Annotated in this window: 18 protein-coding genes and 1 pseudogene; 8 read left to right on the top strand and 11 right to left on the bottom strand. The window is 69.1% G+C overall.

The window, feature by feature from the left end:
• Positions 1–6: 6 nt before the first annotated feature.
• Positions 7–330, bottom strand: coding sequence for an ATP-binding cassette domain-containing protein (locus tag ACGFU6_RS23095; protein WP_393613433.1), 324 nt, complete (start codon positions 328–330; stop codon positions 7–9).
• Here ACGFU6_RS23095 and ACGFU6_RS23090 point away from each other — a divergent pair.
• Both ACGFU6_RS23090 and ACGFU6_RS23085 read left to right on the top strand, forming a co-directional pair.
• Positions 305–913: pseudogene (locus ACGFU6_RS23090) on the top strand (DUF5753 domain-containing protein); the annotation flags it as partial. The gene ACGFU6_RS23095 and the pseudogene ACGFU6_RS23090 overlap by 26 nt on opposite strands.
• The gene (locus tag ACGFU6_RS23085; RefSeq protein ID WP_393613431.1) at positions 910–1,149 is read left to right on the top strand and encodes a DUF397 domain-containing protein; all 240 of its coding nucleotides are present in this window, start codon (positions 910–912) and stop codon (positions 1,147–1,149) included. The pseudogene ACGFU6_RS23090 and the gene ACGFU6_RS23085, both read left to right, overlap by 4 nt.
• Here the strand turns inward: ACGFU6_RS23085 and ACGFU6_RS23080 are convergent.
• On the bottom strand, positions 1,127–2,344 hold the full coding sequence (locus ACGFU6_RS23080; protein WP_393613429.1) for an MFS transporter: 1,218 nt from the start codon (positions 2,342–2,344) through the stop codon (positions 1,127–1,129). The two genes, ACGFU6_RS23085 and ACGFU6_RS23080, sit on opposite strands and share 23 nt — an antisense overlap.
• 232 nt (positions 2,345–2,576) lie before the next feature.
• Here ACGFU6_RS23080 and ACGFU6_RS23075 point away from each other — a divergent pair, with 232 nt between their 5' ends.
• Positions 2,577–3,374: a DUF4253 domain-containing protein gene (locus tag ACGFU6_RS23075; protein WP_393613428.1), complete on the top strand. Its 798-nt coding sequence runs from the start codon at positions 2,577–2,579 to the stop codon at positions 3,372–3,374.
• A gap of 37 nt (positions 3,375–3,411) precedes the next feature.
• Here ACGFU6_RS23075 and ACGFU6_RS23070 read toward each other — a convergent pair whose 3' ends face one another.
• Positions 3,412–4,284 carry a haloalkane dehalogenase gene (locus ACGFU6_RS23070; RefSeq protein ID WP_393613426.1) on the bottom strand — a complete coding sequence of 291 codons (873 nt, stop codon included), beginning with the start codon at positions 4,282–4,284 and terminating at the stop codon, positions 3,412–3,414.
• Between the two features lie 86 nt (positions 4,285–4,370).
• Between ACGFU6_RS23070 and ACGFU6_RS23065 the strand changes: the two genes are divergently transcribed.
• The gene (locus ACGFU6_RS23065) at positions 4,371–4,853 is read left to right on the top strand and encodes a MarR family winged helix-turn-helix transcriptional regulator (protein WP_393613424.1); all 483 of its coding nucleotides are present in this window, start codon (positions 4,371–4,373) and stop codon (positions 4,851–4,853) included.
• 29 nt (positions 4,854–4,882) lie between these two features.
• On the opposite strand, the gene ACGFU6_RS23060 is transcribed toward ACGFU6_RS23065, so the two are convergent.
• Positions 4,883–5,914, bottom strand: coding sequence for a MarR family transcriptional regulator (locus ACGFU6_RS23060; RefSeq protein WP_393613423.1), 1,032 nt, complete (start codon positions 5,912–5,914; stop codon positions 4,883–4,885).
• A 405-nt stretch (positions 5,915–6,319) separates the two neighbouring features.
• Positions 6,320–7,711, bottom strand: a complete 1,392-nt coding sequence (locus tag ACGFU6_RS23055) for a helix-turn-helix domain-containing protein (protein WP_393613421.1) — start codon at positions 7,709–7,711, stop codon at positions 6,320–6,322.
• Between the two features lie 330 nt (positions 7,712–8,041).
• Between ACGFU6_RS23055 and ACGFU6_RS23050 the strand changes: the two genes are divergently transcribed.
• From ACGFU6_RS23050 to ACGFU6_RS23035, 4 genes are all read left to right on the top strand, one after another.
• Positions 8,042–8,812 carry a DUF4232 domain-containing protein gene (locus tag ACGFU6_RS23050; protein ID WP_393613420.1) on the top strand — a complete coding sequence of 257 codons (771 nt, stop codon included), beginning with the start codon at positions 8,042–8,044 and terminating at the stop codon, positions 8,810–8,812.
• Between the two features lie 145 nt (positions 8,813–8,957).
• Positions 8,958–9,353, top strand: a complete 396-nt coding sequence (locus tag ACGFU6_RS23045) for a hypothetical protein (protein ID WP_393613418.1) — start codon at positions 8,958–8,960, stop codon at positions 9,351–9,353.
• A gap of 49 nt (positions 9,354–9,402) precedes the next feature.
• Entirely contained in the window at positions 9,403–9,933 is a 531-nt protein-coding gene (locus ACGFU6_RS23040; protein WP_393613417.1) for a HEAT repeat domain-containing protein, read from the top strand.
• Between the two features lie 110 nt (positions 9,934–10,043).
• Positions 10,044–12,017 carry a transglycosylase domain-containing protein gene (locus ACGFU6_RS23035; protein ID WP_393613415.1) on the top strand — a complete coding sequence of 658 codons (1,974 nt, stop codon included), beginning with the start codon at positions 10,044–10,046 and terminating at the stop codon, positions 12,015–12,017.
• Positions 12,018–12,210: 193 nt separating this feature from the next.
• Here ACGFU6_RS23035 and ACGFU6_RS23030 read toward each other — a convergent pair whose 3' ends face one another.
• From ACGFU6_RS23030 to hemB, 6 genes are all read right to left on the bottom strand, one after another.
• Positions 12,211–15,456 carry a type I restriction endonuclease subunit R gene (locus tag ACGFU6_RS23030; RefSeq protein ID WP_393613413.1) on the bottom strand — a complete coding sequence of 1,082 codons (3,246 nt, stop codon included), beginning with the start codon at positions 15,454–15,456 and terminating at the stop codon, positions 12,211–12,213.
• The gene (locus tag ACGFU6_RS23025; protein WP_393613412.1) at positions 15,453–16,676 is read right to left on the bottom strand and encodes a restriction endonuclease subunit S; all 1,224 of its coding nucleotides are present in this window, start codon (positions 16,674–16,676) and stop codon (positions 15,453–15,455) included. The genes ACGFU6_RS23030 and ACGFU6_RS23025 overlap by 4 nt, the downstream gene beginning before the upstream one ends.
• Positions 16,676–18,286: a type I restriction-modification system subunit M gene (locus tag ACGFU6_RS23020; RefSeq protein ID WP_393613411.1), complete on the bottom strand. Its 1,611-nt coding sequence runs from the start codon at positions 18,284–18,286 to the stop codon at positions 16,676–16,678. Before ACGFU6_RS23020 ends, ACGFU6_RS23025 begins: the two co-directional genes overlap by 1 nt.
• Positions 18,287–18,324: 38 nt before the next feature.
• Positions 18,325–20,409 carry an N-6 DNA methylase gene (locus ACGFU6_RS23015; protein WP_393613410.1) on the bottom strand — a complete coding sequence of 695 codons (2,085 nt, stop codon included), beginning with the start codon at positions 20,407–20,409 and terminating at the stop codon, positions 18,325–18,327.
• Entirely contained in the window at positions 20,406–21,077 is a 672-nt protein-coding gene (locus tag ACGFU6_RS23010; protein ID WP_393613409.1) for a hypothetical protein, read from the bottom strand. Before ACGFU6_RS23010 ends, ACGFU6_RS23015 begins: the two co-directional genes overlap by 4 nt.
• Positions 21,078–21,428: 351 nt before the next feature.
• Positions 21,429–22,424: a porphobilinogen synthase gene (gene hemB / locus ACGFU6_RS23005; RefSeq protein ID WP_393613407.1), complete on the bottom strand. Its 996-nt coding sequence runs from the start codon at positions 22,422–22,424 to the stop codon at positions 21,429–21,431.
• Positions 22,425–22,454: the final 30 nt, after the last annotated feature.

Genomic DNA, 22,454 nt, shown 5'->3' with positions numbered 1-22,454 from the left:
TGGGCGTCACGTGGTCTCCAGGGTGAGGCCGCCGTCGGTGATCCGGACCCGCTGCCCGGCCCGGCGGCTGACCGCTTCGTCATGGGTGATCAGGACCAGGGTCATGCCCTGGGCGCACAGGTCGTCGAAGAGTTCCAGAACGGACAGGGTGTTCTCGCTGTCCAGGTTCCCGGTGGGCTCGTCACAGAGCAGCAGCGCCGGGTCACCCATCAACGCCCTTGCGATGGCGACGCGTTGGCGCTCTCCGCCGGACAGCCGGTCGGGCCGGAAGCCGGACCGGTGCCCGACCCCCACCCGCTCCAGTGCCTGGCGCGCGGCGGTGGAGAACATGCCGGAGATCGACCTGATCCCGGCCTGGGCCGAGGAGTACATGGACCTGGAGAGGACGGCGCTGGCGCTGTCGTTCTTCGCGAACCAGGTCCTGCCGGGCTTGCTTCAGACGGAGTCGTACGCGCGGGCGGTGTTCAACAGCCGCGTACCCGCGTTCAGCCCGGAGGAGATCGACACCCACGTCAGCAACCGGCTGGAGCGTCAGGAGATCCTGCACCGCAAGAACCCTCCGACCACGAGCTTCATCATCTCCGAGGCGATCGTGCGGATGCCCTTGGGCGGCACCGAAGTGCACCGGGAGACCTTGCGCCACCTGCGCGCATGCGCCGACATCCCGGGCTTCGCGCTCCAGATCATGCCACTGGACCGCCCCACGCACGCGGCCCTCGACGGCCCTTTCATTCTGCTGGAAACGCCGGACTACCAGCGTCTCGCCTACACCGAGACGCAGCGTGGCAGCCAACTCATCTCCGACCCTGACGAGGTCAGCATCCTCGCGCAAAAATATGCGATGCTGCGGACGCAGGCACTCAACGTCGAGGATACGAAGCGCCTGCTGGACCGGCTGCTAGGAGAGTTATGAGCACCGCACGCGTGTGGTTCAAGTCCAGCTACAGCGGCAGCGACGGCGGTGAATGCCTCGAAGTCGCTTACGACTGGCAGAAGTCGAGTTACAGCGGTAGCGAGGGCGGCGAGTGCGTCGAGGTCGCCGCTCACCCCCGCGCCGTACACGTCCGCGACTCCAAGAACCCCGAAGGCCCAGCCCTCAGCGTCGCCCCCACCACCTGGGCCGCGTTCACCGGGCACGTGGGCCGCTGAGGCGTACGGCGATGGCGACGACGGCGAGGACGAGGGTCGCGCCTCCCGAAGCGGCCAGCACCTGCCGGGGCCCCATGACGGCAACCAAGGGGCCGCCGAGCGCGGTGCCCAGGGGCGCGGATGTGAGAAGGGCGGCACCTCGGGCAGCCAGGACCGTGGTCAGCCAGGCAGCCGGGGTGCGCTCCTGGAACAGCGTGAAGGACAGGGCCGTGAAGGGCCCGTAGATCATGCCGCCCAGAGCGAAGCAGACGAGAGAGACGCTGACGGGCACACCCAGGCCGAAGGGCATCAGCATCAGGCCCCAGCCGGCGACGATCCCCAGCGTGACCGGCCAGAGCGGGAGCTTGCGCAGGGCTCCGGCGGTCAGGCCGCCCACGACGGCACCTACTCCGAAGACAGTCCAGTACAGCCCGAGAAGACCCGCACCCGAGTGGAGATCATCGGTGACATGCAGGGGCAGCGCGACCTCTACCGGCCCATAGAGGAAGTTGAAGAACCACGTCAGCGCTAGAACGCCGAGAAGTTCGGGCTGCCGGCGCAACAGGTGCAGACCGGCTGCCGACCGGCCGGTGTCGACCGGCCCAGCCGTTCCCACGGCTCCGGCCACGCCGCCCACCCGGCCGACCTGGACAGCGAGGACGGCGAAGGACAGGGCGTCGATTCCGACGATCCAGGCCGGGCTGACGGCTGCCGCAAGGAATCCGGCGAGTGCGGGACCGACGATGACAGAAGCCGAGGCGCTCGCACTGACCAGCGCGTTCGCGGCCAGCCGCTGTTCCGGCGGCAGCATCTGGGCGAGCAGGGAGTACTTTCCGGCACTTCCCCAGGCATGCAGCACCGAAGAACCCGCCAGCAGGACGACATACACAGCCGGGTGCAGCACTCCCGCCGCCCAGGCCAGGGGCACACAGCCGAGAAGCGACGCGCGAAGCCAGCCGTCCACGGCCATGAGCCGCCGGGCAGGCAGACGACGCAGCCAACGGCCGAAGACCAGCGCACCGACAGCGCCGGGAAGCGCGTACGCGGCAACGGCGGCACCGACGACCAGGCCGGACCGGCCGTCGGGCGCGATCAGAACGGCCAGCCAGGCGACGGCGACCACGCTCATCCCGTCACCGACGTCCGAAGCCACCAGAGCCGGCATCAGCCGCCGGAACTCGCCATGGGCGAAGAACGGTTGATACGTCCGTGGCACCAGGCGGATCGTCGTCGGGAGGGGCACCCGGCCAGAATGCAGGTTCAAGCACGCCTGAAGTCAAGGGGGTTCGAGGCGAGACCTGGGCACCGAGGATCTCGCGCGGCGAGTGAGGATGCGGCCCCGGACCGTCGGCTGCGATCAGCGGTCTTCGAGCCGGGGCGGCCGGCCGGCACCGCCATCCCCCATGCGGTGGGCCCGGCTGTCAGTGGGGGCGTTTAGGGTCACCGACATGGCGACGCTCCCGAATCCACTCCGCTCCCCGGCCGACGCAGGTCTGGAACTCCCGCCCGGCACACTCGTGACCGACACGATCGACGGCACATGGGACGAACCACTGCTCTGGTACGGGGACGAGCCCGCGTCCCCCGGGTCGTGGGCCGCGCTGCGGACAGTGGGCCGGCCCGTCGGGCTGCTGCCGGTGCTGATCGACGGCGGGGCGCGCGCCCAGTGGCCCGAGCGGTGGGACCTCGGCCCGGCCCGGACGACGTACCCCGGGGACCATGACGCCGAGGACGTGCTGAGCGAGGCGTGGGAGGCCTACGCCGCCGACGAGCTCGACCTCGACGACTCCGCGAGCGCCTGGCCGGGACCGGCCCCCACGCCCGCCGAGGCGGGGCCGGACACCCCGGACGGGCTGGCGGGCGAGATCGCGGACCAGCTGATCGACATGGGCTTCGCACCCGCCGGGATGCGGGCCGCACTGGTGCCCGCCCGGCGCAGCGCGGACATACCGGCGGCGATCGGCTGGTCGGGACCGCTCAACCACGAGAACGACGTGGCCCGGCTCTGCGCGGTGCTGCGCTCCTGGGAGGACCGGTTCGGCGCCCGGGTCGTGGTGCTCGGCTTCGACACGATGGTCGTCTCCGTGAGCCGTCCGCCCACCACGACCGCCGAGCCCGAGGCGCTGGCGGCGGAGCACTTCGCGTTCTGCCCGGACAACATCCAGCAGTCGATGCTCAACACACTCCCGGCGTACGCGGAGAAGGCGCTGCTGAACCAGGAGAGCTGGGCGTTCTGGTGGGACTGAGCCCCGCGGGACGCCGCTGCGGGGTGCAAGGCGGCGGTCAGCGTGGCCGGTCACCGGTCAGCGCCTGTCGCCGGGCCCATGCGCCGATCGCGTCAGCGATGGCCCGGGGCTGGTCCTCGGGCGCGTGGTGACCGGCCGGGCCGCAGTGCCGGATCTCCAGCGCGGCGATGTTCGCCGCGCACCAGTCGGTCATCTCCTTGCCGATCAGCAGGGTCGGTGAGGAGTCGAAGGTGAGGAGCAGCTTGGGGACGCCCTGGCTGCCCGCCAGCCATGTGCCGTAGTGCGCGATCCGTTCGGCCACGTCGGCCGGCTCCCCGTCCAGCGGCAGCGAGCGCGCCCATTCCAGCACCGGGCGACGGCTTTCCCGCGTCGGATACGGCGCCAGGTAGGCACGCAGGTCCTCCTCGTCCACCGGGTTCAGCACCCCACCGGTGAAGGCCGACTCCACAAAGGCGTTCTGGTCGAGCACCAGCGCCTCGCCCTGTGGACCGCGCATGGCCAGGGCGCGTGAGCGGGGTCCGTCGCCCAGTTCACTCCAGGCCATCGGCCGCACCATGGTCTCGAAGAAGGCGATGGCGGAGATCCGGCCGGGGTTGCGGGCCGCCCAGTCGAAGGCGAGTGCGCCACCCCAGTCGTGACCGACGAGCACCACCCTGTCCAGGCCCATCCGGTCGATCCAGGCGTCCAGGTAGCGCGCGTGGTCGGCGAACCGGTAAGGCAGGGCCGGCTTGCCGGAGCGGCCCATGCCGATCAGGTCGGGAGCGAGCAGGCGGGCGGGCAGGTCGACTGCGGGCAGCACCTTCCGCCACAGGTGCGAGGAGCTGGGGTTGCCGTGCAGAAAGACGAAGGGGGTTCCGTTGCCGGTCTCTTCGTGGAACATCGTCGAGTCCAGCACGTTCGTCACCGGCATGAGGCCCCATATCGTTGGTCCGACTAACGTTCTCTCGGCAGCGAACATAGTTTGTTAGTGGGACTAACGCAACGTACGATCCTGGCATGAGCGACAGCACGCCCGACCCGGCGAGCCCGGCCGACCGGCAGGCCGGTGCCGCGCGGCTGCGGAATCTGGGGACCCGGCTCCTCTCACTGGCCGCGATTCAGTCGGATCGCCTGGTGAACGAGAAGTTGGCACGCGCGGACGCCCGCAAGTGGCATTACGCGGTGCTCGCCACACTGGAGGAGTTCGGTCCCGCCAGTCAGGCGGAGCTGAGCCGCCGCACCGGGATCTACCGCAGCGACATCGTCGCGGTGATCAACGAGCTGTCCGATCGCGGGCTGGTGGAACGCTCACCCAACCCCGCCGATCGCCGGCAGAACATCGTCACCCCCACCGAGCACGGCCACCGGCAACTGCTGAAGCTGGACAGACTGCTCACCGAGGTGGAGGACGAGGTGCTCGCACCACTGACCCCGCCGGAACGGGAGCAGTTGGCCCGGCTCCTCGCCACCCTTGTGGATCACCACGGCCGGAACGCCTGACCACGGCTTCGGCTACCGCTCCGCACGCTTCAGGGGGTTTTGAGGAGGTCGCGGAGTCCGGCGACGAGGGTGGTGACGTCGCGTTCGGCGGGCTGGCTCGTCGGGGTAGCGGGGGTGCCCATGGCTGTCGCGGGTTCGCGGCAGGGGTGGCAGAGTCCGTCGGGGAGTGCTTCGGGGCGGCCGGGGGTGCCGCATTGGGTGCACTCCATCATCACGCGGCGGGTGGGGGTTCCTGCGGGCGGTGGTGTGGGGGTGGTGGGGAGTGCGGGCGGGATCTTGGTGGTGAGGCGGTGGCGGATCAGGCCGAGGGGCGAGTCGACGTGGGCGGGCAGTCCGGCGGTGAGGGCACGGGTGAGGTAGTCGGCGTCCACGCCGCGTGCGAACCACCGCTGGGCCAGGGCTTCCAGGGCTGTGCAGTCGGCGGCGGAGAGCGCCAGGCGCGCGTCGACCCGCCCGAGCCCGGCGAGCGCGAGGTACGCGGGCGAGGGGGACGACGGGGACGTAGGTACGGGCACGGGTGCGGGTGCGGGTTCCGCTTCGGGCCGTTCCGGCTCGGGGGGTCGCTGCGTGGGCACCGCCACCGCAGCTTCCACGGGCTCAACCTCCGCCACCGCCACCGCCACCGCCACGGGTACGGGTGCGCAGTCCTCCTGGATCACGCTCCCGGAGGTCAGGTGCGCGGCCCACCACTCATCGCCCCGGGGGGTCCGTGACCAGTAGGTCCTGAACACCCACCGCACCTGGTCGCCCTCGCCGACCGCGCACCGTACGCGCCGCAGGTGACCGGCCACGGACAGCGCGGTCAGCGCCGAGCCGACGGCCTGCTGCCCGTAGAGCGGGATCTGCTTGGCGAGGCACTTCACACTCATCGTGGCGCCCTCGGGCAGCCGCTCGATGAACCCGGCGACATAGCGCTCCCGCAACGGCAACAGCGCGAAATCATCAGCACGGGGCGGGAGTTCGTCCGGCACGGTGCGCTTGCCGTAACCGGGATGGGACATCGGGTACGGGGGCGACACAACGGACGCGGGCAGGGCGGGACTAAAGTTCTGAACAGCCACGGATCGTCTTTCCCGATCTTGAGGTCAGACCCCGGCCGGTGTTGGAACACCGCGTCGGGGTCGTTTAGTTTCTCGCACCGTAGACAGTCGCCACGCTCCGTCGCAAGCCGTCACCATTAGTCATATTTGCTGTCCGTGACGGGCCAGGGGGTGGGCCGGGGGACGGGTCGGGGAGGTGGGGAGGTTTTCCCAACCACCCTTCTTCCCCTACCGGTTAAAAGAAGGCGCTCGAATCTCGGAGCTCGTGTCTCGCAGCTCGGGTCCCAAGCTCCGAGCCCCGGGCCGCACCCACCCCTGCGTACGCTCGAACGAGTGAACCACCCCTCCCGAAGCCCGAAGCTCGGGACCCGAGCCGCGAGCCCCGAGCCCCGAGCCCCGAGACCCGAGCTTCCGGCCTCCGGAGCGTCAGTCGGCCATCTCCCACTTCAGGCTGTCCCGGTTGTAGCGGTACTCCGGCCGTCCCGCGATGCTGCTCGTACGGAACGGCTGGCCGCCGTCGTCGATGCGCATGGTGCCCGTCTGGCCGCCGCTGCTCCACTCCAGCTCCAGGTACCACGTCACGTCGTGGCCCTCCACGTGCGCGTCCAGGTCGAAGACCTCCACGTCCTTGGAGGAGACGCGGAAGGGGAAGTCCTTCGCCGGGACCTTCTTGTCACCCTGCCGCCCCGCCACGGGGGTGAGGGTGGGGCGGCTGTCGTCCAGGCCGACGTCGAAGGACTGGGGCTCGATCCCGCTCCCGCAGCCCTCGCCCATCGAGAACGCGGACCGCTTCAGGGGCGCGCTGCGGTTCAGCACCCGCACGTTCAGGTCCTTCAGGACGACCGCCTGTTCCGACGTGCCCTGCAAGGTGAGTTCGAGCTTCATCTGACCGCCGTCCACCCCGCCCAGCGCCCTCGCCCAGCCACGGGTGTCCTGCGGTACGGGCGGCGGCGGCACGTTGGCCGCGGGCTCGTCCAACAGGTAGTACTGCCCGCAGGGCTCTTCCCAGTTGTACGAGCTGATGGTGACGGTCGGCGGCCGGCCGGTGCCGGGCTTCGGCTCGCTCCCCGCCGCGGGCGGGGCATCCTTCGACGGCGTCACGGACGGGGTGGCGGACCCGGTGGTCGCGGACGCGCTCGGTTTCCGTGACGGGCTGGGTGACGCGGACGCGCTCTCCGAGGCACCGGACACCGCCTCCGCCTTCTTCCCGTCCCCGTGCGCCGACGCGTCCGGGGCGGCGCCCACGGCGGCGTCCTCGCTCGACCCGGCGAGCTGGTTGGCGACGACGGCGGTCGGCACGGTGAGCGCGACGACCGCAGCAGCCGCGAGCAGCACCCGGGTGCGGGCGGACGCGCGCCGCCAGCGGTTGCCCGGGGCGGCGACGGGCACGGCCGGGTGCTCCCGGTCCAGATCGGGCGCGGGCTCGGGGTCGGGCACGGGCGCGGGCTCAGGGGGCGCCTCGGGCTCGGGCTCAGGGGCGGCCTCGGGCTCCGAAGCGGTTACCGGAACAGAAGGAGCGACGGGAGCGACGGGAGCCGGGGGAGCCGCCCCGCTCTCCGGCTTCCCGCGTCGCCGGGCCGCCTCCGCGACGATCCACCGCCGGTGCAGCTCCACGAGTTCGTCGGACGTGGCCCCGCACAGCCGGGCCAGCCGCTCCACCGACCCGTACTCGTTGGGGACGGCGTCCCCGTTGCAGTACCGATGGAGCGTCGACGTGCTGACGTGCAGTTTCCCGGCGAGCACCCCGTAACTACGTCCCGAACGGCCCTTCAGTTCCTTGAGCAGGGCCGCGAAATCCTCGGCCTCCGGCGTCGCCACTGCAGCGTTCCCCCTCCTGGTTCGTCCCGGAATACCGTTCCAGGGACGTGGAATCTGCCCAGGTCACACTACGCGCAGGCATTCCAGCATCCCCAATGGATCTGCAGGTGTTGCGGCCGGAATCCGTCGCCCCGCAATCTGTGAACACACCGCAGAGACCACGGGGGACGAGAGTTGCGAACCCTCTTCCGCATCGAGCTGATCGATGTCCTGGCCATCGGTGTGGTGATCGTGACGGGCACAGTCGTCATGATCCTCATCGGCCGGCACTGACCCACTTCCGCTGATCCGCTTCCGCTGATCCGCGACCACTTCACGGGGAGTACCACCATGCGCAGCAACCGCATCCGCACCACCGCCCTCGCCGCCACCGCCCTCCTGGCCGCCCTCTCGCTCACCGCGTGCGGCGGCGCCGACAGCAACGGCAAGAGTGACAACGGCAAGGCGGGAGCGTCCGCTCCGGCGGCGAACACCGCCGTCGAGCAGACCACGTCCACGTCCGCCGCACCGGACAAGGACGGCACCGACGCAGAAACCGACACCGGCGCCCAGGCGGGCGACACGTCGAACAGCACCACACCGACCGCGGCGAGGAGCGGCAAGGGCACAACCGGCGGAACGGGTTCCAGCGGCTCCACGGGCAATACCGCCAACACCGCCAACACCAAGTCCGGCAAGACCGTCACCTGCGAGGGCTCGAACACCAAGACCAGCGTCAGCAAGGTGACCCGCCCCATCAACCACCTGCTGCTGACGCTGACCAACACGGGCAAGCACACCTGCTACGCGTACTACGCGCCCAAGCTCCGCTTCGACGACGCGCAGGCCGTCTTCCGCATCCTTGAGGACAGCCGGCCGCAGGCCGTGGTGACGCTCGACCCGGGCCAGTCCGCGTACGCCGCCATCGGTCTGGTCGGCGAGCCCGGCGACGGCCCGGCCCCGCGCGAGTCCAAGCACCTCCAGGTCAACTTCTCCGGCAGGAACCCCCAGGGCTCCACGGGCACCCCGGCCCAGCTGAAGCTCCCGGCCCACACCTTCTGGGACGACAACGGCTTCGTCACCTACTGGCAGGCCGAGATGGCCGACGCCCTCACCTACTGAGCCCGTCCGCCCGGCCCTCCGGCCCTCCGCCGTCCCAGTGGACGGCCGGACCGCCGGAGGGCCGGGCTCCTGCGCTCCGGTGGGTCCGAGCATCTGAGTACGGACACCCATGTGCCCCGGTCCGAAACGGGATTGGATAGCACACATGGCCGATACAGCTTCAGGCGCAGACGCAGACGCAGACGCAGACGCAGACGATGAGTTCATTACGTCCAACGACCCGGGCGGCTGGGTGGCGCCGCTGATGTCCACCGTCGTCACCCTGCCGTTCGCGTTCTACACGATGATCTGGGGCATGTTCTCGCCCATGGCGTGCGACTCCTGCTTGGAAGCCGAGGCCGACCGGTTCGAAGCAAGCTTCGATATCGCGTTTCCGGTCCTGGTGTGCGGCTTGGTGCTGGCACTCATCCTGCTCGTCGTGAGCTGGTGCCTGCCACGCCGGCCGGACCGGGTCGCGCCCCGCGTCCTCCTCGCGCTGCTGGCACCCGTCACGGTCGGCCTCGACCTCCTGCTGTTCGTCGGCATCCTCGATACGCCCTGAAGCAGCCGGTCCGGGAATGCGCGGCCGCCCACGGGGAAGCCCACACAGCATGGACCGGACAGAGAGCCTCATCGACCAGTTCCGCGCGCTGCCCGCCGAGAGCGACGAGAAGCGTGCACTCGTCACCGAACTGAGGGACATACTCGCGGACCGGCCCGACCACCCGGCGGCCCTGGCGTTCCTCGCCGCCGTGACCGAGGACACCGAGGAGTACGAGCTCGCCAGGATCGAGGCCACGACGGTCCTGCGGCTGTGGCCGCCCACGGACGCCACGCACCGGCGGCGGGCCACCCGTGCGCTGCTGGCCGTGATGCGCGGGCCCGACGAGGACCTGGTGAGGCAGTACGCGGCCATGGCGCTCGGCCCCTACGCGGACGACCCGGAGGTCCACGACGCGATGGCGGCCGCCGTCCTCTCGGACGAGGACCCGCTCGTCCGGGACAACGCCCTGGCCGCGCTCAGCCACGCGGGCCCGAGCGAGGGCCGCGCCGAGGTGCTGCACCAGCTGGCCGACGACCGGACTCTGGGCCGGGAGGCGGCCCGTATCCTCACGGCCTGGGGCGGCGAACCGGCGCTCTGAACCGGCCGGAAGGCGCCGCGCGGGGCTCCGAGACAACCTGATCGTGATCCGGAACATCTCCTCTCACAAGTCCGCGCCCCCGCCGTGGACGGTGAACGAGGAGCTGGAGCATGGCCCGACGCCCCATCCGCCCCATCGGCCCGATACGCCTTCGCGGGCGCCGGATCGACTACCCCCGCCGGGACAGGACCAACTGGCGTCGCTGGACCCCTTCGTGGCGGCAGGTCCTGAGCGTGGCCCTGCTCGGAGCCGGAGCGCTGGCCGGGCTGTTCGCCGCGATGTACGCGTCCGTCGACATCCCGGACGAGAACGCCGAGGCGCGCAGACAGGGCACCGTCTACTACTGGGCGGACGGCAGCCAGTTGGTGAGCGTCGGCGCGGTCAACCGGCAGAACGTCACGCTGGAGGACATACCCGACTCGATGGAACACGCGGTCATCGCCGCCGAGAACGAGACCTTCTACTCAGACTCGGGAGTCTCGGTGAAGGGAATCGCCCGCGCGGCCGTCAGCATGGTCGAGGGCGGTGAGACCCAGGGCGGCTCCACCATCACCCAGCAGTACGTGAAGAACACCTACCTCAGCCAGGAGCAGTCGGCGAAGCGGAAGTTCAAGGAGTTCTTCATCTCGCTCAAGCTCAGCAACAAGCAGAGCAAGAACGCGATCCTCCAGGGGTATCTGAACACCAGCTGGTTCGGCCGGGGCGCCTACGGCATCCAGGCGGCGGCGGTCACGTACTACGGCGTCCCCGCGAAGGACCTCGACCCCGGACAGACGGCGATGCTCGCTTCGCTGCTCAAGGGGGCCGAGCAGTACGACCCCGCAGGCGGCAAGGACAACCACGAACGGGCCGTCGCACGCTGGAAGTGGGTTCTGGACCGACAGGTCGAGAACGGCATGATGACGAAGGCCGAGCGGGCCGAGTACACGAAGTTCCCCGAACCGCGGGACACCGTCAAGCCCACCAGCCTCGGCGGCCAGACCGGCTACCTCGTCGACATCGCCAACAAGTACATCAGGCAGCGCTCGGGCCTCACCGCCAAGGACCTCGCCCGGGGCGGCTACCGGGTGCACACCACCTTCGAGAAGGACAAGGTGCGGGAGCTGGAGCGGGCCGTCCGGAGCGTGCGCAAGCACGACCTCGACCCCGCCAAGCGCCCCCAGGACAAGTACGTCGAGGTCGGCGCCGCATCCGTCCGGCCCGAGGACGGGGCGGTCGTCGCGGTGTACGGCGGAGCCGACGCGACCACCCGCTTCGCCAACAACGCCGACACCTCGGGCGTCCCCGTCGGCTCGGCCTTCAAGCCCTTCGTACTGGCCGCCGCGCTGCAGAACGGCCACGGGATCACCCTGGACAGCGGCTACGACAGCGCCGGTCGGCTGATCACGAACAGCCCTCTCGCGGCCCTGCCCACCCGCTCACCGGGCAACGGCCCCGTCCCGGCGCGGATCATGCCGGAGGCGACCCTGCGCGACGCCCTGGTCAGGTCCACCAACCTCACCTTCGTACGGCTCGGCAAGCACATCGGGCTGAAGAAGGTGAAGCAGTTGGCGGTCGCGTCCGGGCTGCACGAGGAGAGCCTGGCCCGCCTGGACAAGTCCTTCCCCCTGGGCACCTCCACACCGAGCGCGGTCAGGATGGCGGACGCGTACACCGCCTTCAACAACGCCGGCATGAGGGCCGACCCCTACTCGGTGACCGGGATGACGCGGGACGGCGAGGCGGTCGAGGGATTCGGGAAACCGGAGCGGCGGCGCGCGATGGACGCCGCCGTGGCGAACGATGTGAAGGAGACCCTGGGGATCACGGCCTGGACCTCGCTGTCGCGGGACAGGAAGCTCAACAAGCTCGTCGGCGAAGGACCGATGAACGATCTCTCGGCGGGCACGACCGACGGGGACGACCGGATGAGGTCGGCCTGGTTCATCGGCCACGCCAAGGGGCTGACCACGGCCGTGACGATGTTCCGGAACAAGCCGGGCACCCCCCGGCTGCTGGGAATGCAGGGCGTGGGCGGAGACGATTCGGAGCGCGGCAACGTCTTCCCGCTCCGGATCTGGACCTCCTACACCACCGGGAAGTAGGCCCCACCGCGTGACGGGGGCGTCGATGCCCCTGCGGTGGCCGTGAAACAGCCCGCCCGGGAAGGCACCGGCCGCCCGCAGAAAGGCTCATACGGCGCCGACGGGACAAGGAGCACCGAATCCAGACCAGGGCTCCAGGCACGGGCGAGACCATCTACCCCAAGCATTGCGGGGCCGGCCCGCGGCGCCCGGCTCAGGCCAGCGCCTCGGCCAGGTCCTCCGCCTGCTTCAGCACCCGCTCGATCGCCGCCGGCTGCTTGTCCGGCGGATAGCCGTACTTCCGCAGGAGCCTGAGGACCCGGGCCATGATCCGGTCCCTGGCCTGCTCCTTCAGCTTCCAGTCCACGGTGACGTCCTTACGGATCTGCTCGTAGAGCTCGTGGGCGATCCGCGCGAGGACCGTGTCCTCCATCTGCTCAGCGGCCGACGGGTCGGCGGCCAGCGCGTCGTAGAAGGCCAGCTCCTCCTCGCTCAGCCCGAGATCACTGGCCCGGCCGCGGTCGGCGGACACCTCCTGCGCCAGCTTGATAAGGAACTTCATGAACTCGGCCGCGGTCAGGAGACCGTTCGTGTACCGGTTCATCGCGGCGCGTACCCGGCTCGTGAAGCCCTCCTGCCGTGTCAGGTTGCGTGGGTGCGCATCCCGGATCTCCTTGAGCAGGGCCCGCCGCAGCGCCTCGATCGCCAGGTTCGGATGCTTGGACGCCTGAAGCTTCCGCAGGAGGGACTCATCCAGGTGCGACAGGTCCGGTTTGGTCAGGCCGGCGGCGTCATAGATGTCCACGACGCCGTCGGCTGCGATGACCGAGGCGTGGAGCTGGTCGATGAGCAGCTCTCTGTCAGCCGTTGTGGTGGGGTCCTGCTCCTTCCGCTCCTCCTCCGTGTACTTCTCCCGCGACTTCCTCACGGACTCGAAGAACCGGATGTCGGGCAGCAGGTCCTGTACCCGCTGATCGGTCGGACAGAGCGAGAAGGCCTGCCGTAGCAGTCCTGAGTGGTACATGAACCGCTGCTTGCGCGTGGCCTGTTCGGGCTCCAGGCCCGGCTCCGGCGCGATCAGGAACTCCAGCACCTCGACAAGTGCCTCGCGGTAGGAGCGGGGGCCGCCTGCCGCGAGTGTGTTCCTCCACTGGCACCCATGCAGGATGTCCGCGATCTGCTGGTGGCTCTCCCGGACGATCTGGACCGCACCCGCGAGGTCGGCGCCCAGCATGGGGTCCGCCTGGTCCTGCTCGGAGTACTCGGCGAGGGCTTCCTTGATCTCCCGTATGACGCCCTGGAAGTCGACGACCAGCCCGGAGGGCTTGCCGGGCCAGGTGCGGTTGACACGGGCGATGGCCTGCATGAGGGCGGCCCCGCGCATGCGTTTGTCCAGGTAGAGGGTGTGCAGGGGCGGTGCGTCGAAGCCGGTCAGCCACAGGGACTGGACGATCACCAGCTCCAGTTCGTCATCGGGGTCGGTCACCCGCGCCTGGATCTTCTTCAGCTGGGTGGGCGTACGGATGTAGTCGGCCACCTCTTCGCCGTCCGAAGCGGCGTTCCCCGTGAAGACGACGCGGATGCGCCCGGTCGTGTCGGTCAGCAACTCCGACTTCGGGTCGCGCTCCCCCGCCCAGTCCGGCCTCCGGCGGATGACTTCCTCGAACAACCGCGCGGCGATGGCTCGGGAGGCGCAGACGACCATGCCCTTGCCCTTGTGGCCCGTCAGCTTCGCCATCTGCTCGCTGCGGGCGTCCCAGTGCTCCAGCAGATGCCCGGCCAGCTCGCGGATACGGGCGGTAGACCCGATCAGAGCCTCGTACCGCCCGAACAGCTGCCGCGCGGCGCGCTTCTCGTCCTCGCCCAGCCCCTCGATCAGGCCTTCCGCACGGGCGTCCAGATCGTCGAGGTCCGCGTCCTTGATCAGGTCGACCTTGACGAGATGCGGCTCGTAGAAGACGGGCACGGTAGCCCCGTCGTCCACGGCCTGGGTGAGGTCGTAGGTGTGGATGTTCCCGCCGAATACGCCCTGCGTGCTGCCCGTGTGGTTGTTGATGGGGGTGCCGGTGAACGCGATGAAGGTGGCGTTCGGGAGGGCGTCGCGCAGGTTGCGGGCGTAGCCGTCGATGAAGTCGTAGTGGCTGCGGTGCGCCTCGTCGACGACGACGATCACATCACGGCGCGGCGAGATCTGCGGGTGCCGGACGCCTGCCTGACGCTCGGCCTCGGTCAGCCGGAACTTCTGGAGGGTCGCGAAGATGACCCCGCCGTTGCTCTTCGGACTGTTCAGCAGCTCACGGAGCTTCCCCGCGTCGTCGGCGGTCTGCGGCTCCTCCTTCGTCCTCCTGCGCAGGGTGTCGCTGGCGGCGAACGTCCGGTACAGCTGGTCGTCGAGGTCGATCCGGTCCGTCAGCATGACGAAGGTCGGGCTGGACAGCTCGGGTGTCGAGGCGGCCTTCCCGACGTAGAAGAGCATCTCCTCGCTCTTCCCCGCACCCTGTGTGTGCCAGACGACACCAGCCCTGCCATCCGTCGCCAGGGCCGCCTCGGTGGCGCGGACGGCTGCGTTCACGGCAATGTACTGGTGCGCCTTGGCGAGCTTGACGGTGTTGACGTCGCCCGACTTCTCGGCGGAGTACGAGAGGAAGTTACCGATCAGGTCCAGCAGACGGGCCGGCTCGAAGGCCCCGTACAGCATGCGCTCCAGCGCCCGCCCATCTTCACGCTGATGCTTGCGCAACATGCGGTCCTGGTCGTCCACATGCCAGGGGGCCATGTGCTGCCAGGGCGTGAAGGGCGTGCCCATCCGGGCGGTGATCCCGTCGGAGGCGAGCATGACGAGGAACGTGGCGAACGTACCGGTCTGCTTCAGCTCGCGCCGGTAGCCCTGGAGCTGCTCGTAGGCAGTGTGGGCGCTGTCGTTGCTGTCGGCCTTCTTCAGCTCGATGACGGCGAGTGGCAGCCCGTTCACGTACAGGACGATGTCGAATATGAACGTGCGGTCCTTGACGCTCTTGATCCGTACCTGGCTGGCCGCGATCAGGTCGTTGGCGTGCGGGTCGCCGAAGTCGACGGGCCGGATGACGGCGTGGCGTGTGTCGCCGGTGGAGGCGTCGTCGTAGGGGACGGAGACGCCGCCGGTCAGCCGCTCGTGGAACCGGTGGTTCTCGCGCAGGTCGTTCTGGGTGAGCTGGGCGAGGAGCAGGGGTACGACGTCATCGGCGACGCTCTCGGGGAGCTGGGGGTAACGACGCCGGATCGCCTTGCGGAGGTTGGGGTACAGGACGAGGTCCCCCCACCCCTTCCGCACCCCGTACGAGGGCCCCAACTCGGCCCCGGGCACGTGCTGCCACCCCATCTCCCCGAGCACACCGAGGGCGTGCAGCTCCAGCTCCTGCTCGGTGAGGCGGTCGACAGGGGGCTCACCTATGGGGTGCGCCTGCGGCCCGGCGTCGGTCATACCTCGTCCTCCACGATGCGGACCGCGTCCTTGACGCGGAGCTTGCCGGTGATGAGTTGGGGGAGGAGGGTGTCGCGGAGGGTGGCGAGGGTGCGGCTTTCGTTTGCCGTCTGCACCACCGTGGCGTGCAGTGCATCGAGCTTCTGGGAGAGCTGCTCACGCACTCCCATGGCCGGCAAGTGGATTTGCCAGGCGGGCATCTCCTTGAGCGGCAGCCGATCGACGGTCGCACCGTAAATGGTGCGCCGTTTGATCTCCTCCTGGAACGATGGAGACATATAGGCGTGCAGCAGCAATGCCCCGCTCACGGACGGCGCCTTACTGCGCAACAAAGCCATGCGACGCCCGAGGCTGCCACGCACCCCTGGGGGCATAAGCGCGGCGTCACCGAGGCGCGTCTCGTAGGAGAAGAGCACGTCCCCGCCGTGCGGTTGCACGCGCCGGGTCCAGCGCGGAAAGTCGTCCTCGGAGAGGTGAGCCGAGTCGGCCAGATCCAGATAGCCGTTCTTGAGGCTGCTGATGCTGAGGAACCAGGGACCGGCCGGAGTTTTATGGGGGGTGGCGTGTGGACCGTCGAAGAGGTCTGCAATACGGCCAATAACCTCGGCTTCACTGCTGGTTCCGGCCGCTTCGTAACACGTACTGGCGAGGCGCAGGGCAGTTGAACGCATCCGCTCGTTGAGCGCGATCTTGTCGTCCAGCGCGCCGAGCACCTCGGCGATGGCCCGCTGCTCCGCCAGGAGAGGGATGAAACATCTCACTGCTCCAATTCTCTCTGGGGACGTATGCAAGATCTTCGTCCCCGACGCTGACGCCGCAAGCGCACGGTTTACCGAGTCAGACAGGAAGAGGTAGTAGGCAAAATGCGGATCGAGGGCGTCTTCCCGACAAACCACCTTCCCGATCCGCTGATTATGAAGATAGAATCTTCCGTCATTCGGTACGACTGCCGGAAGTCCAAGGATTTCACCCCCCGGCGTTTGGCACGTCATCACGACCACCAAATCGCCCGATTTCAGCACAAAACGCGGAGGCGCGTCCCCCTTGAGTTCGCGCACCCTGGTGCGATCGAAGCGAAATCCACCCGAGTACGAAAAGTTTCCGATGCTGACGACAATAGGTCGACCAGTGAGATCTTCACTCATCTCGGGGCCCGGGAAGGCATAGCCGTGCTCCACGGTCAGAACTTCACCCAAGGCGTGCTCTTTCCACTCCCCCATCACACCCTCCCCAACTGCTCGTCCACAACTTTCGCCAACCGCTCCGACTCCGCGAACTGCTCCCGCAGCAACGCCGTGAGCCGCGCGATCTTCGCCTCCACCGGCTCCGCGTCCGGATCAACCTCTACCTCGGCCGTACCCACGTACCGCCCCGGCGTCAGCACGAAGTCGTGCTCCGCGATCGCGCCCAGCCCCACACTCGCGCAGAACCCGGGCACGTCCTCGTACGCACCCGCCCCCTCCTTGCCCCGCCAAGCCCGCACCACATCCCCGATGCGGCCGACGATCTCCTCCGGCGTCAGCTCCCGCAGCGTCCGGTTCTTCATCACGCCGAACTCGCGCGCGTCGATGAACAACACCTCGCCCTTGCGCCCCCGCACCCACCCCGAGTGCCGTCCCTTGCCCTCCGCGAGGAACCACAGGCACGCCGGGATCTGCGTCGACCGGAACAGCTGGCCCGGCAGCGCGATCATGCACATCACCAGGTCGTCCTCGACCATGCCCCGGCGGATGTCGCCCTCACCGGACTGCTTGCTGCTCATGGAGCCGTTCGCCAGGACAACCCCCGCGCGGCCACTCGGCGCGAGCTTGCTGATCATGTGCTGGAGCCAGGCGTAGTTCGCGTTGCCGACGGGCGGAGCCCCGTACACCCACCGCTTGTCCATGCCGAGCATCTCGCCGCCCCAGTCGGAGATGTTGAACGGCGGGTTGGCCATCACCACGTCCGCCTTGAGCGTCGGGTGCTGGTCGTTTCGGAAGGTGTCGGCCGGCTCGTCACCCAAGTTGGCCTCCACCCCGTGGATGGCCAGGTTCATGTGGGCCAACTGCCAGGTGGTCTGGTTCAGTTCCTGGCCGAACACGGACACATTCAGCGGATTGCCACCGTGCGTCTCGATGAACTTCTCCGCCTGCACGAACATGCCGCCCGAGCCGCAGGCCGGGTCGTAAACCCGCTCGCCCTGCTGCGGCTCCAGCACCTCCACCAGCAGCTGGACCACGCTCTCCGGGGTGAAGTACTCCCCGCCCTTGCGGCCCTCCTTCAGCGCGAACTCGGCCAGGAAGTACTCGTACACCTCCCCCATGATGTCCCGCGCACCCTTACGCCGGCCGTCGTCGCCCAACTGCTCCTGGAAGGCCAGCCGGTCCAGCAGCCTGATCAGCCCGACGAGTCGCTCGTCCCCCACCTGGCCGCTGGCGTAGATCTTCGGCAGCGTCTTCTTCAGCGCCGGGTTCTGCGCCTCGATCGCCACCATCGCCGCGTCGATCGCCTCACCGACCGTCTGGCCCTCCACCGTCGTGCCGGCCCGCTCAAGCACGGCCTCCCAGCGCGCCGACGGGGGTACGTAGAAGATGCCGGCGCCCGTGTACTCGCGCCGCTCCTCCAGCGTCGCGAGGATGTCGGCCTCGCTCCAGCCGCCCTCCTCCCGCAGCTCGGCCTCCATCTGCTCGCGCTTCTCGCTCATGGCGGCGGAGACGTACTTGAGGAAGACGAGGCCCAGCACGAAGTGCTTGTAGGCGGCGGCGTCCAGGCTGCCGCGCAACTTGTCCGCGGCCTGCCACAGGATCTGCTTCATGTCGGCGGGTTCGGTCGTCTTCTTACGGGGTGGCACGCGGCACTCTCTTCTCTCTTGGTTCGTCAAAGGATGCATCAGGCCCGAGAGCCCGGACCGGTTCTCTTGCGCAGCCGCAGGTCGCCGTCCGCGACACCCGCCGACAGCCGTTCGGACAGGGTGTCCAGGGCCGACAGTTGTCCCCGTACCTCCGCGCGGTGCCGTTCCGTCTCGGCCAGCACGGCTTCGAGGTCGGCGATCTCCTCCGGCGGCAGTTGTGGCAGATCCATGTCCTTCACGCTCACCCGTCGTACGAGCGACCCGCTGCCACGCTGTTGGTTGCGAGGTGCGGCCAGCAAGCGGGCCAACGCATGCGGACGCATCCACAGACCTTCCGGACGGACCATTTCACCCGCGGCCAGATCCATCAGGTACTTCCGGTACGCGGCGATCCGCAGCCCCTGCACCGGCGCCAGCAGGACGCAGCCGCCCGCGTCGTCCACCCGCGTGCGGACACCGTGCTCGGTGAGCAGGTAGACGTCGCCCTGCTCGGTCATCTGGCTCTGCGGGTAGGCGGCGAGATCCTCCAGCATGATGCGTCGCTCCCCGATCGGCAGGGCGCCCAGCATCTCCTCCCTGCCGATCACCGGAACGCCCGCATCACCGATATCGCTCTCCTTGATGCGGTGGCCGGGCAGGAGCTTGAGCTGCCCGGCCCTCAGCTGCCCACCGACCTTGAAATGCTCGGCACGGTGCTCCCTCTTCCCCACGCCGAGATCGCCGATCCACTGCTTCAGATGGGGCAGCGCCACGTACGCGTTCTGTCGCGCTTCCACAGTGGCCGCGAAATGGTCGAGCCCCTTCTCCGGTGACGCGAGCCGGTGGGCGGGCAACAGGGACCGGCCGTCCAACAGGTACGAACTGCCTGGCCCCGCAGTAGCCACGGACACCCGCTGCGCCTCCTGCGGCACAGGCGTCCCAGTGCTGCCCAGCAATGCCACCACGTTCCGCTGCCACTCGTCGCCCACCCGGCGCGCCAGGCGGTCCGCGTCGACCAGCAGCACATCAGCCTCCGGACGCGGGACCGCAGAGCCCCGCAACACCAGCAAGGCGTGTTCGGCGCCCGTCCGGAAGGTATGGATACGACGGGGCAACTGGACGATCGCCTCCACCACACCGGACTTGAGCAGGTTCTCCCGCATCAGGGTGTTGGCCGTTCCGGTCCCGCCGCGGGGCCGGGACAGCGTCCAGGAGGGAACGACGAGCAGCCCCTTGCCGTCTTCGGTCAGACGCCCGACCGCCTCCACCGCCCACCGCAGCGGGCCGTCCTCGTCCCGTTCGCGTTCACCGGAGGCATAGGGCGGATCGGCCACCACCAAGTCGGCCTGCGGGAATCCCTGGGCACTCAACTCAGCCGGATCCGAGCAGACCAGGGTCTCCCCAGCCGCCCAGTGCGCGAGCAGCCGGTACCTCAGCACCGTCCGCCGCAGCGCGTCCGGCTCCACGACCGCGACAACGTTCTCGCCGTCATCGGCGGCGAGCCCCAGCAGGACGTCCCCCGTACCGGCGCACAGATTGAGCATCGTCACGGAGCCGGCCTTCGACAGGACAGGCTGGGCCAGGGCATCGATCAGCTCGACCACGGGCTTGGGCGTCGCGTCCATCATGAGGTCGGACTCCAGCCGCCCGGCCAGACGAAGCACAGCCTCGGCCGCGGCCCCCGCACTTCCCGACTCCTCGATCAGTTCGCGCACAGTACGCAGCAGCTCCGCGTCGGCAGCGTCGAAATCAGCCGGCAGCCCGGCCGGGAGGTGGGCTTCGAGGGTGCCTCCTCCCTCCCCTTCCATAGCCGCGACAGCGAGCGCGCGGACGATCAGTTCATCCGGGAGCACCGTCCCGTGCCCGAGCGCGACCAACCGCCGCAACCGGAGACCTTCACGGAAGCGTTCGCCGTACGTCGGCAGGGTGCCGTCCGGATGCCGTTCGCCGTCGGGCACGGGCCGCTCGTCCAGCCAGCCCGCGATCTCCTCAGCGTCGAACAGCGGCTTGCTCTCGGAGCCGCCGACCGCCTCGGGAAAGGAGGCGTGCCTGCGTCGCCAGTTACTGACCGTGGGCCGGCCGACCTCGGCGAGTTCCTTGATCTCGCCGAGGGTCACCGGCTCGTACCGCCGCCGCTCCGTCACAGCACAATCTCCTCCTCACCCGAGAGGACCCGGGCCTTGCGGGCCAGGACGGCGGGAACCTGGCTGTACTTCTCGTGGCGCGCCGCCAGCGCCGGAGCGACCAGGGCCGTCAGCTCGACGGCGGTCCTGAAGTCCTCGTCCAACCGGCGGTGGTAGATACGCTCGTGATGAGCGACGCGGTTGCGCAGGGTTCGCATGACCTCCAGCTGCTTATGGAGATCCGTGCGGCGCACGCCCTTGAAGCAGTGCCGCAGCGCCGGGTACCAGTACCTCATGTCGTAGTTGCCGTGGCCGCCCGTGCTGACCAGGCCGACCCAGAAACCGAATGACAGAGTGGCAACGACATCACACGGAGCAGTGCCATTTCCGCGCCGCCTCAGCTTGTCCTCGACCGCACGGATGTCCTCCATGGCCCATCGGTTCGGCTCCGCACGCCGTAGGTTCCACCAGTCGCTCCGGCCGAACTTGCCGGTGAGCTGCCGGTGAATCCTGTTGCGCAGGCTCACCTCCAGGTCACGCAGAGGGCTGTGCAGCGCCCGGGCCGCCTCCGCGTCCCAGGCGTACAGCCGCAGTGCCACCACCACGTCGCCGTGGCACTCCTCCAGGAACGGCCGAAACCGCTCCGGAGAGATGGCTTCCACTAACTGCTCCTCGCTGCTCTCCGTCATCGCCTGCACTTCCTTCCGTCCGGTGCCCGTGTTACGGTTCCGGAGTACGCCTTGGAGTCCTGTCACCGCTTGCTTCGCCGCATAGCACACAGCCCAGGGCAGAGCCTGGTGTTACGCCCTGTACTGCCCACCTCAATTAGGCAGTGCAGGGCGTCGCTGTTTCCCGCTGTGAGAGTCGAGCTGACGCCCCCTCACTGCGATGAGTTAAACCTAGCGCCTCCGCCACCAAATGTGAAGCGCGCGGAGCGTGCTACTGGTGAGAAGCGGGGTTCTCACCAGTAGCACGCGACTGCTAACCCCAGTGAAAAGCGGGCCACGACCTGTCGTGACCCGCTTCCGTAGCTTCTAGAATCAACGCCCCAGCCGCTGCGCGACCTCCGTCGCCCAGTACGTCAGGATCATCTGCGCGCCCGCCCGCCGGATGCCGGTCAGGCTCTCCATGATCGCCGCGTCCCGGTCGATCCAGCCGCGCTCGGCGGCGGCCTCGATCATCGAGTACTCGCCGCTGATCTGGTACGCGGCGACCGGCACGTCCACCGACTCGGCGACCTTGGCCAGGATGTCCAGGTACGGTCCGGCCGGCTTGACCATGACCATGTCCGCGCCCTCGGCCAGGTCGAGCGCCAGCTCGCGCATCGACTCGCGGGCGTTGGCCGGGTCCTGCTGGTAGGTCTTGCGGTCGCCCCGCAGCGAGGAGCCGACGGCCTCGCGGAAGGGGCCGTAGAAGGCGGAGGAGTACTTCGCCGTGTACGCGAGGATCGCCACGTCCTCGTGGCCGGTCTGGTCCAGCGCGTCGCGGATCACGCCGACCTGGCCGTCCATCATGCCGCTGGGGCCCACCACATGGGCGCCCGCGTCGGCCTGGACCTGGGCCATCTCCGCGTACCGCTCCAGGGTCGCGTCGTTGTCGACCCGGCCGTCCTCGGTCAGCACCCCGCAGTGGCCGTGGTCCGTGGTCTCGTCCAGGCAGAGGTCGGACATGACGACGAGATCGTCACCGACCTCCTCGCGCACCGCGCGCAGACCGAGCTGGAGGATGCCGTCCGGGTCGGTGCCCGCAGTGCCGCGGGCGTCCTTCTTCTCGTCCAGCGGCACACCGAACAGCATGATCCCCGAGACGCCCGCCGAGACCGCGTCGACCGCGGCCTTCCGCAGGGTGTCCAGGGTGTGCTGCTGCACACCGGGCATGGCCGAGATGGCGACCGGCGCGTCGATGCCCTCACGGACGAACGCGGGCAGGATCAGGTTCGCCGGGTCGAGCCGTGTCTCGGCGACCATCCGCCGCATCACGGGGGTCGTCCGCAGCCGTCGGGGGCGAGAGCCGGGGAAGTTTCCGTACACAGTCATCCTTCGAGACTAGACCCGCACACATCACGC

The organism is Streptomyces sp. NPDC048462, from assembly GCF_043200175.1.
Classification (GTDB): Bacteria; Actinomycetota; Actinomycetes; order Streptomycetales; family Streptomycetaceae; genus Streptomyces.
Note: the sequence above shows the minus strand (reverse complement) of the source record. Positions and strands in the feature narration are given on the sequence as shown.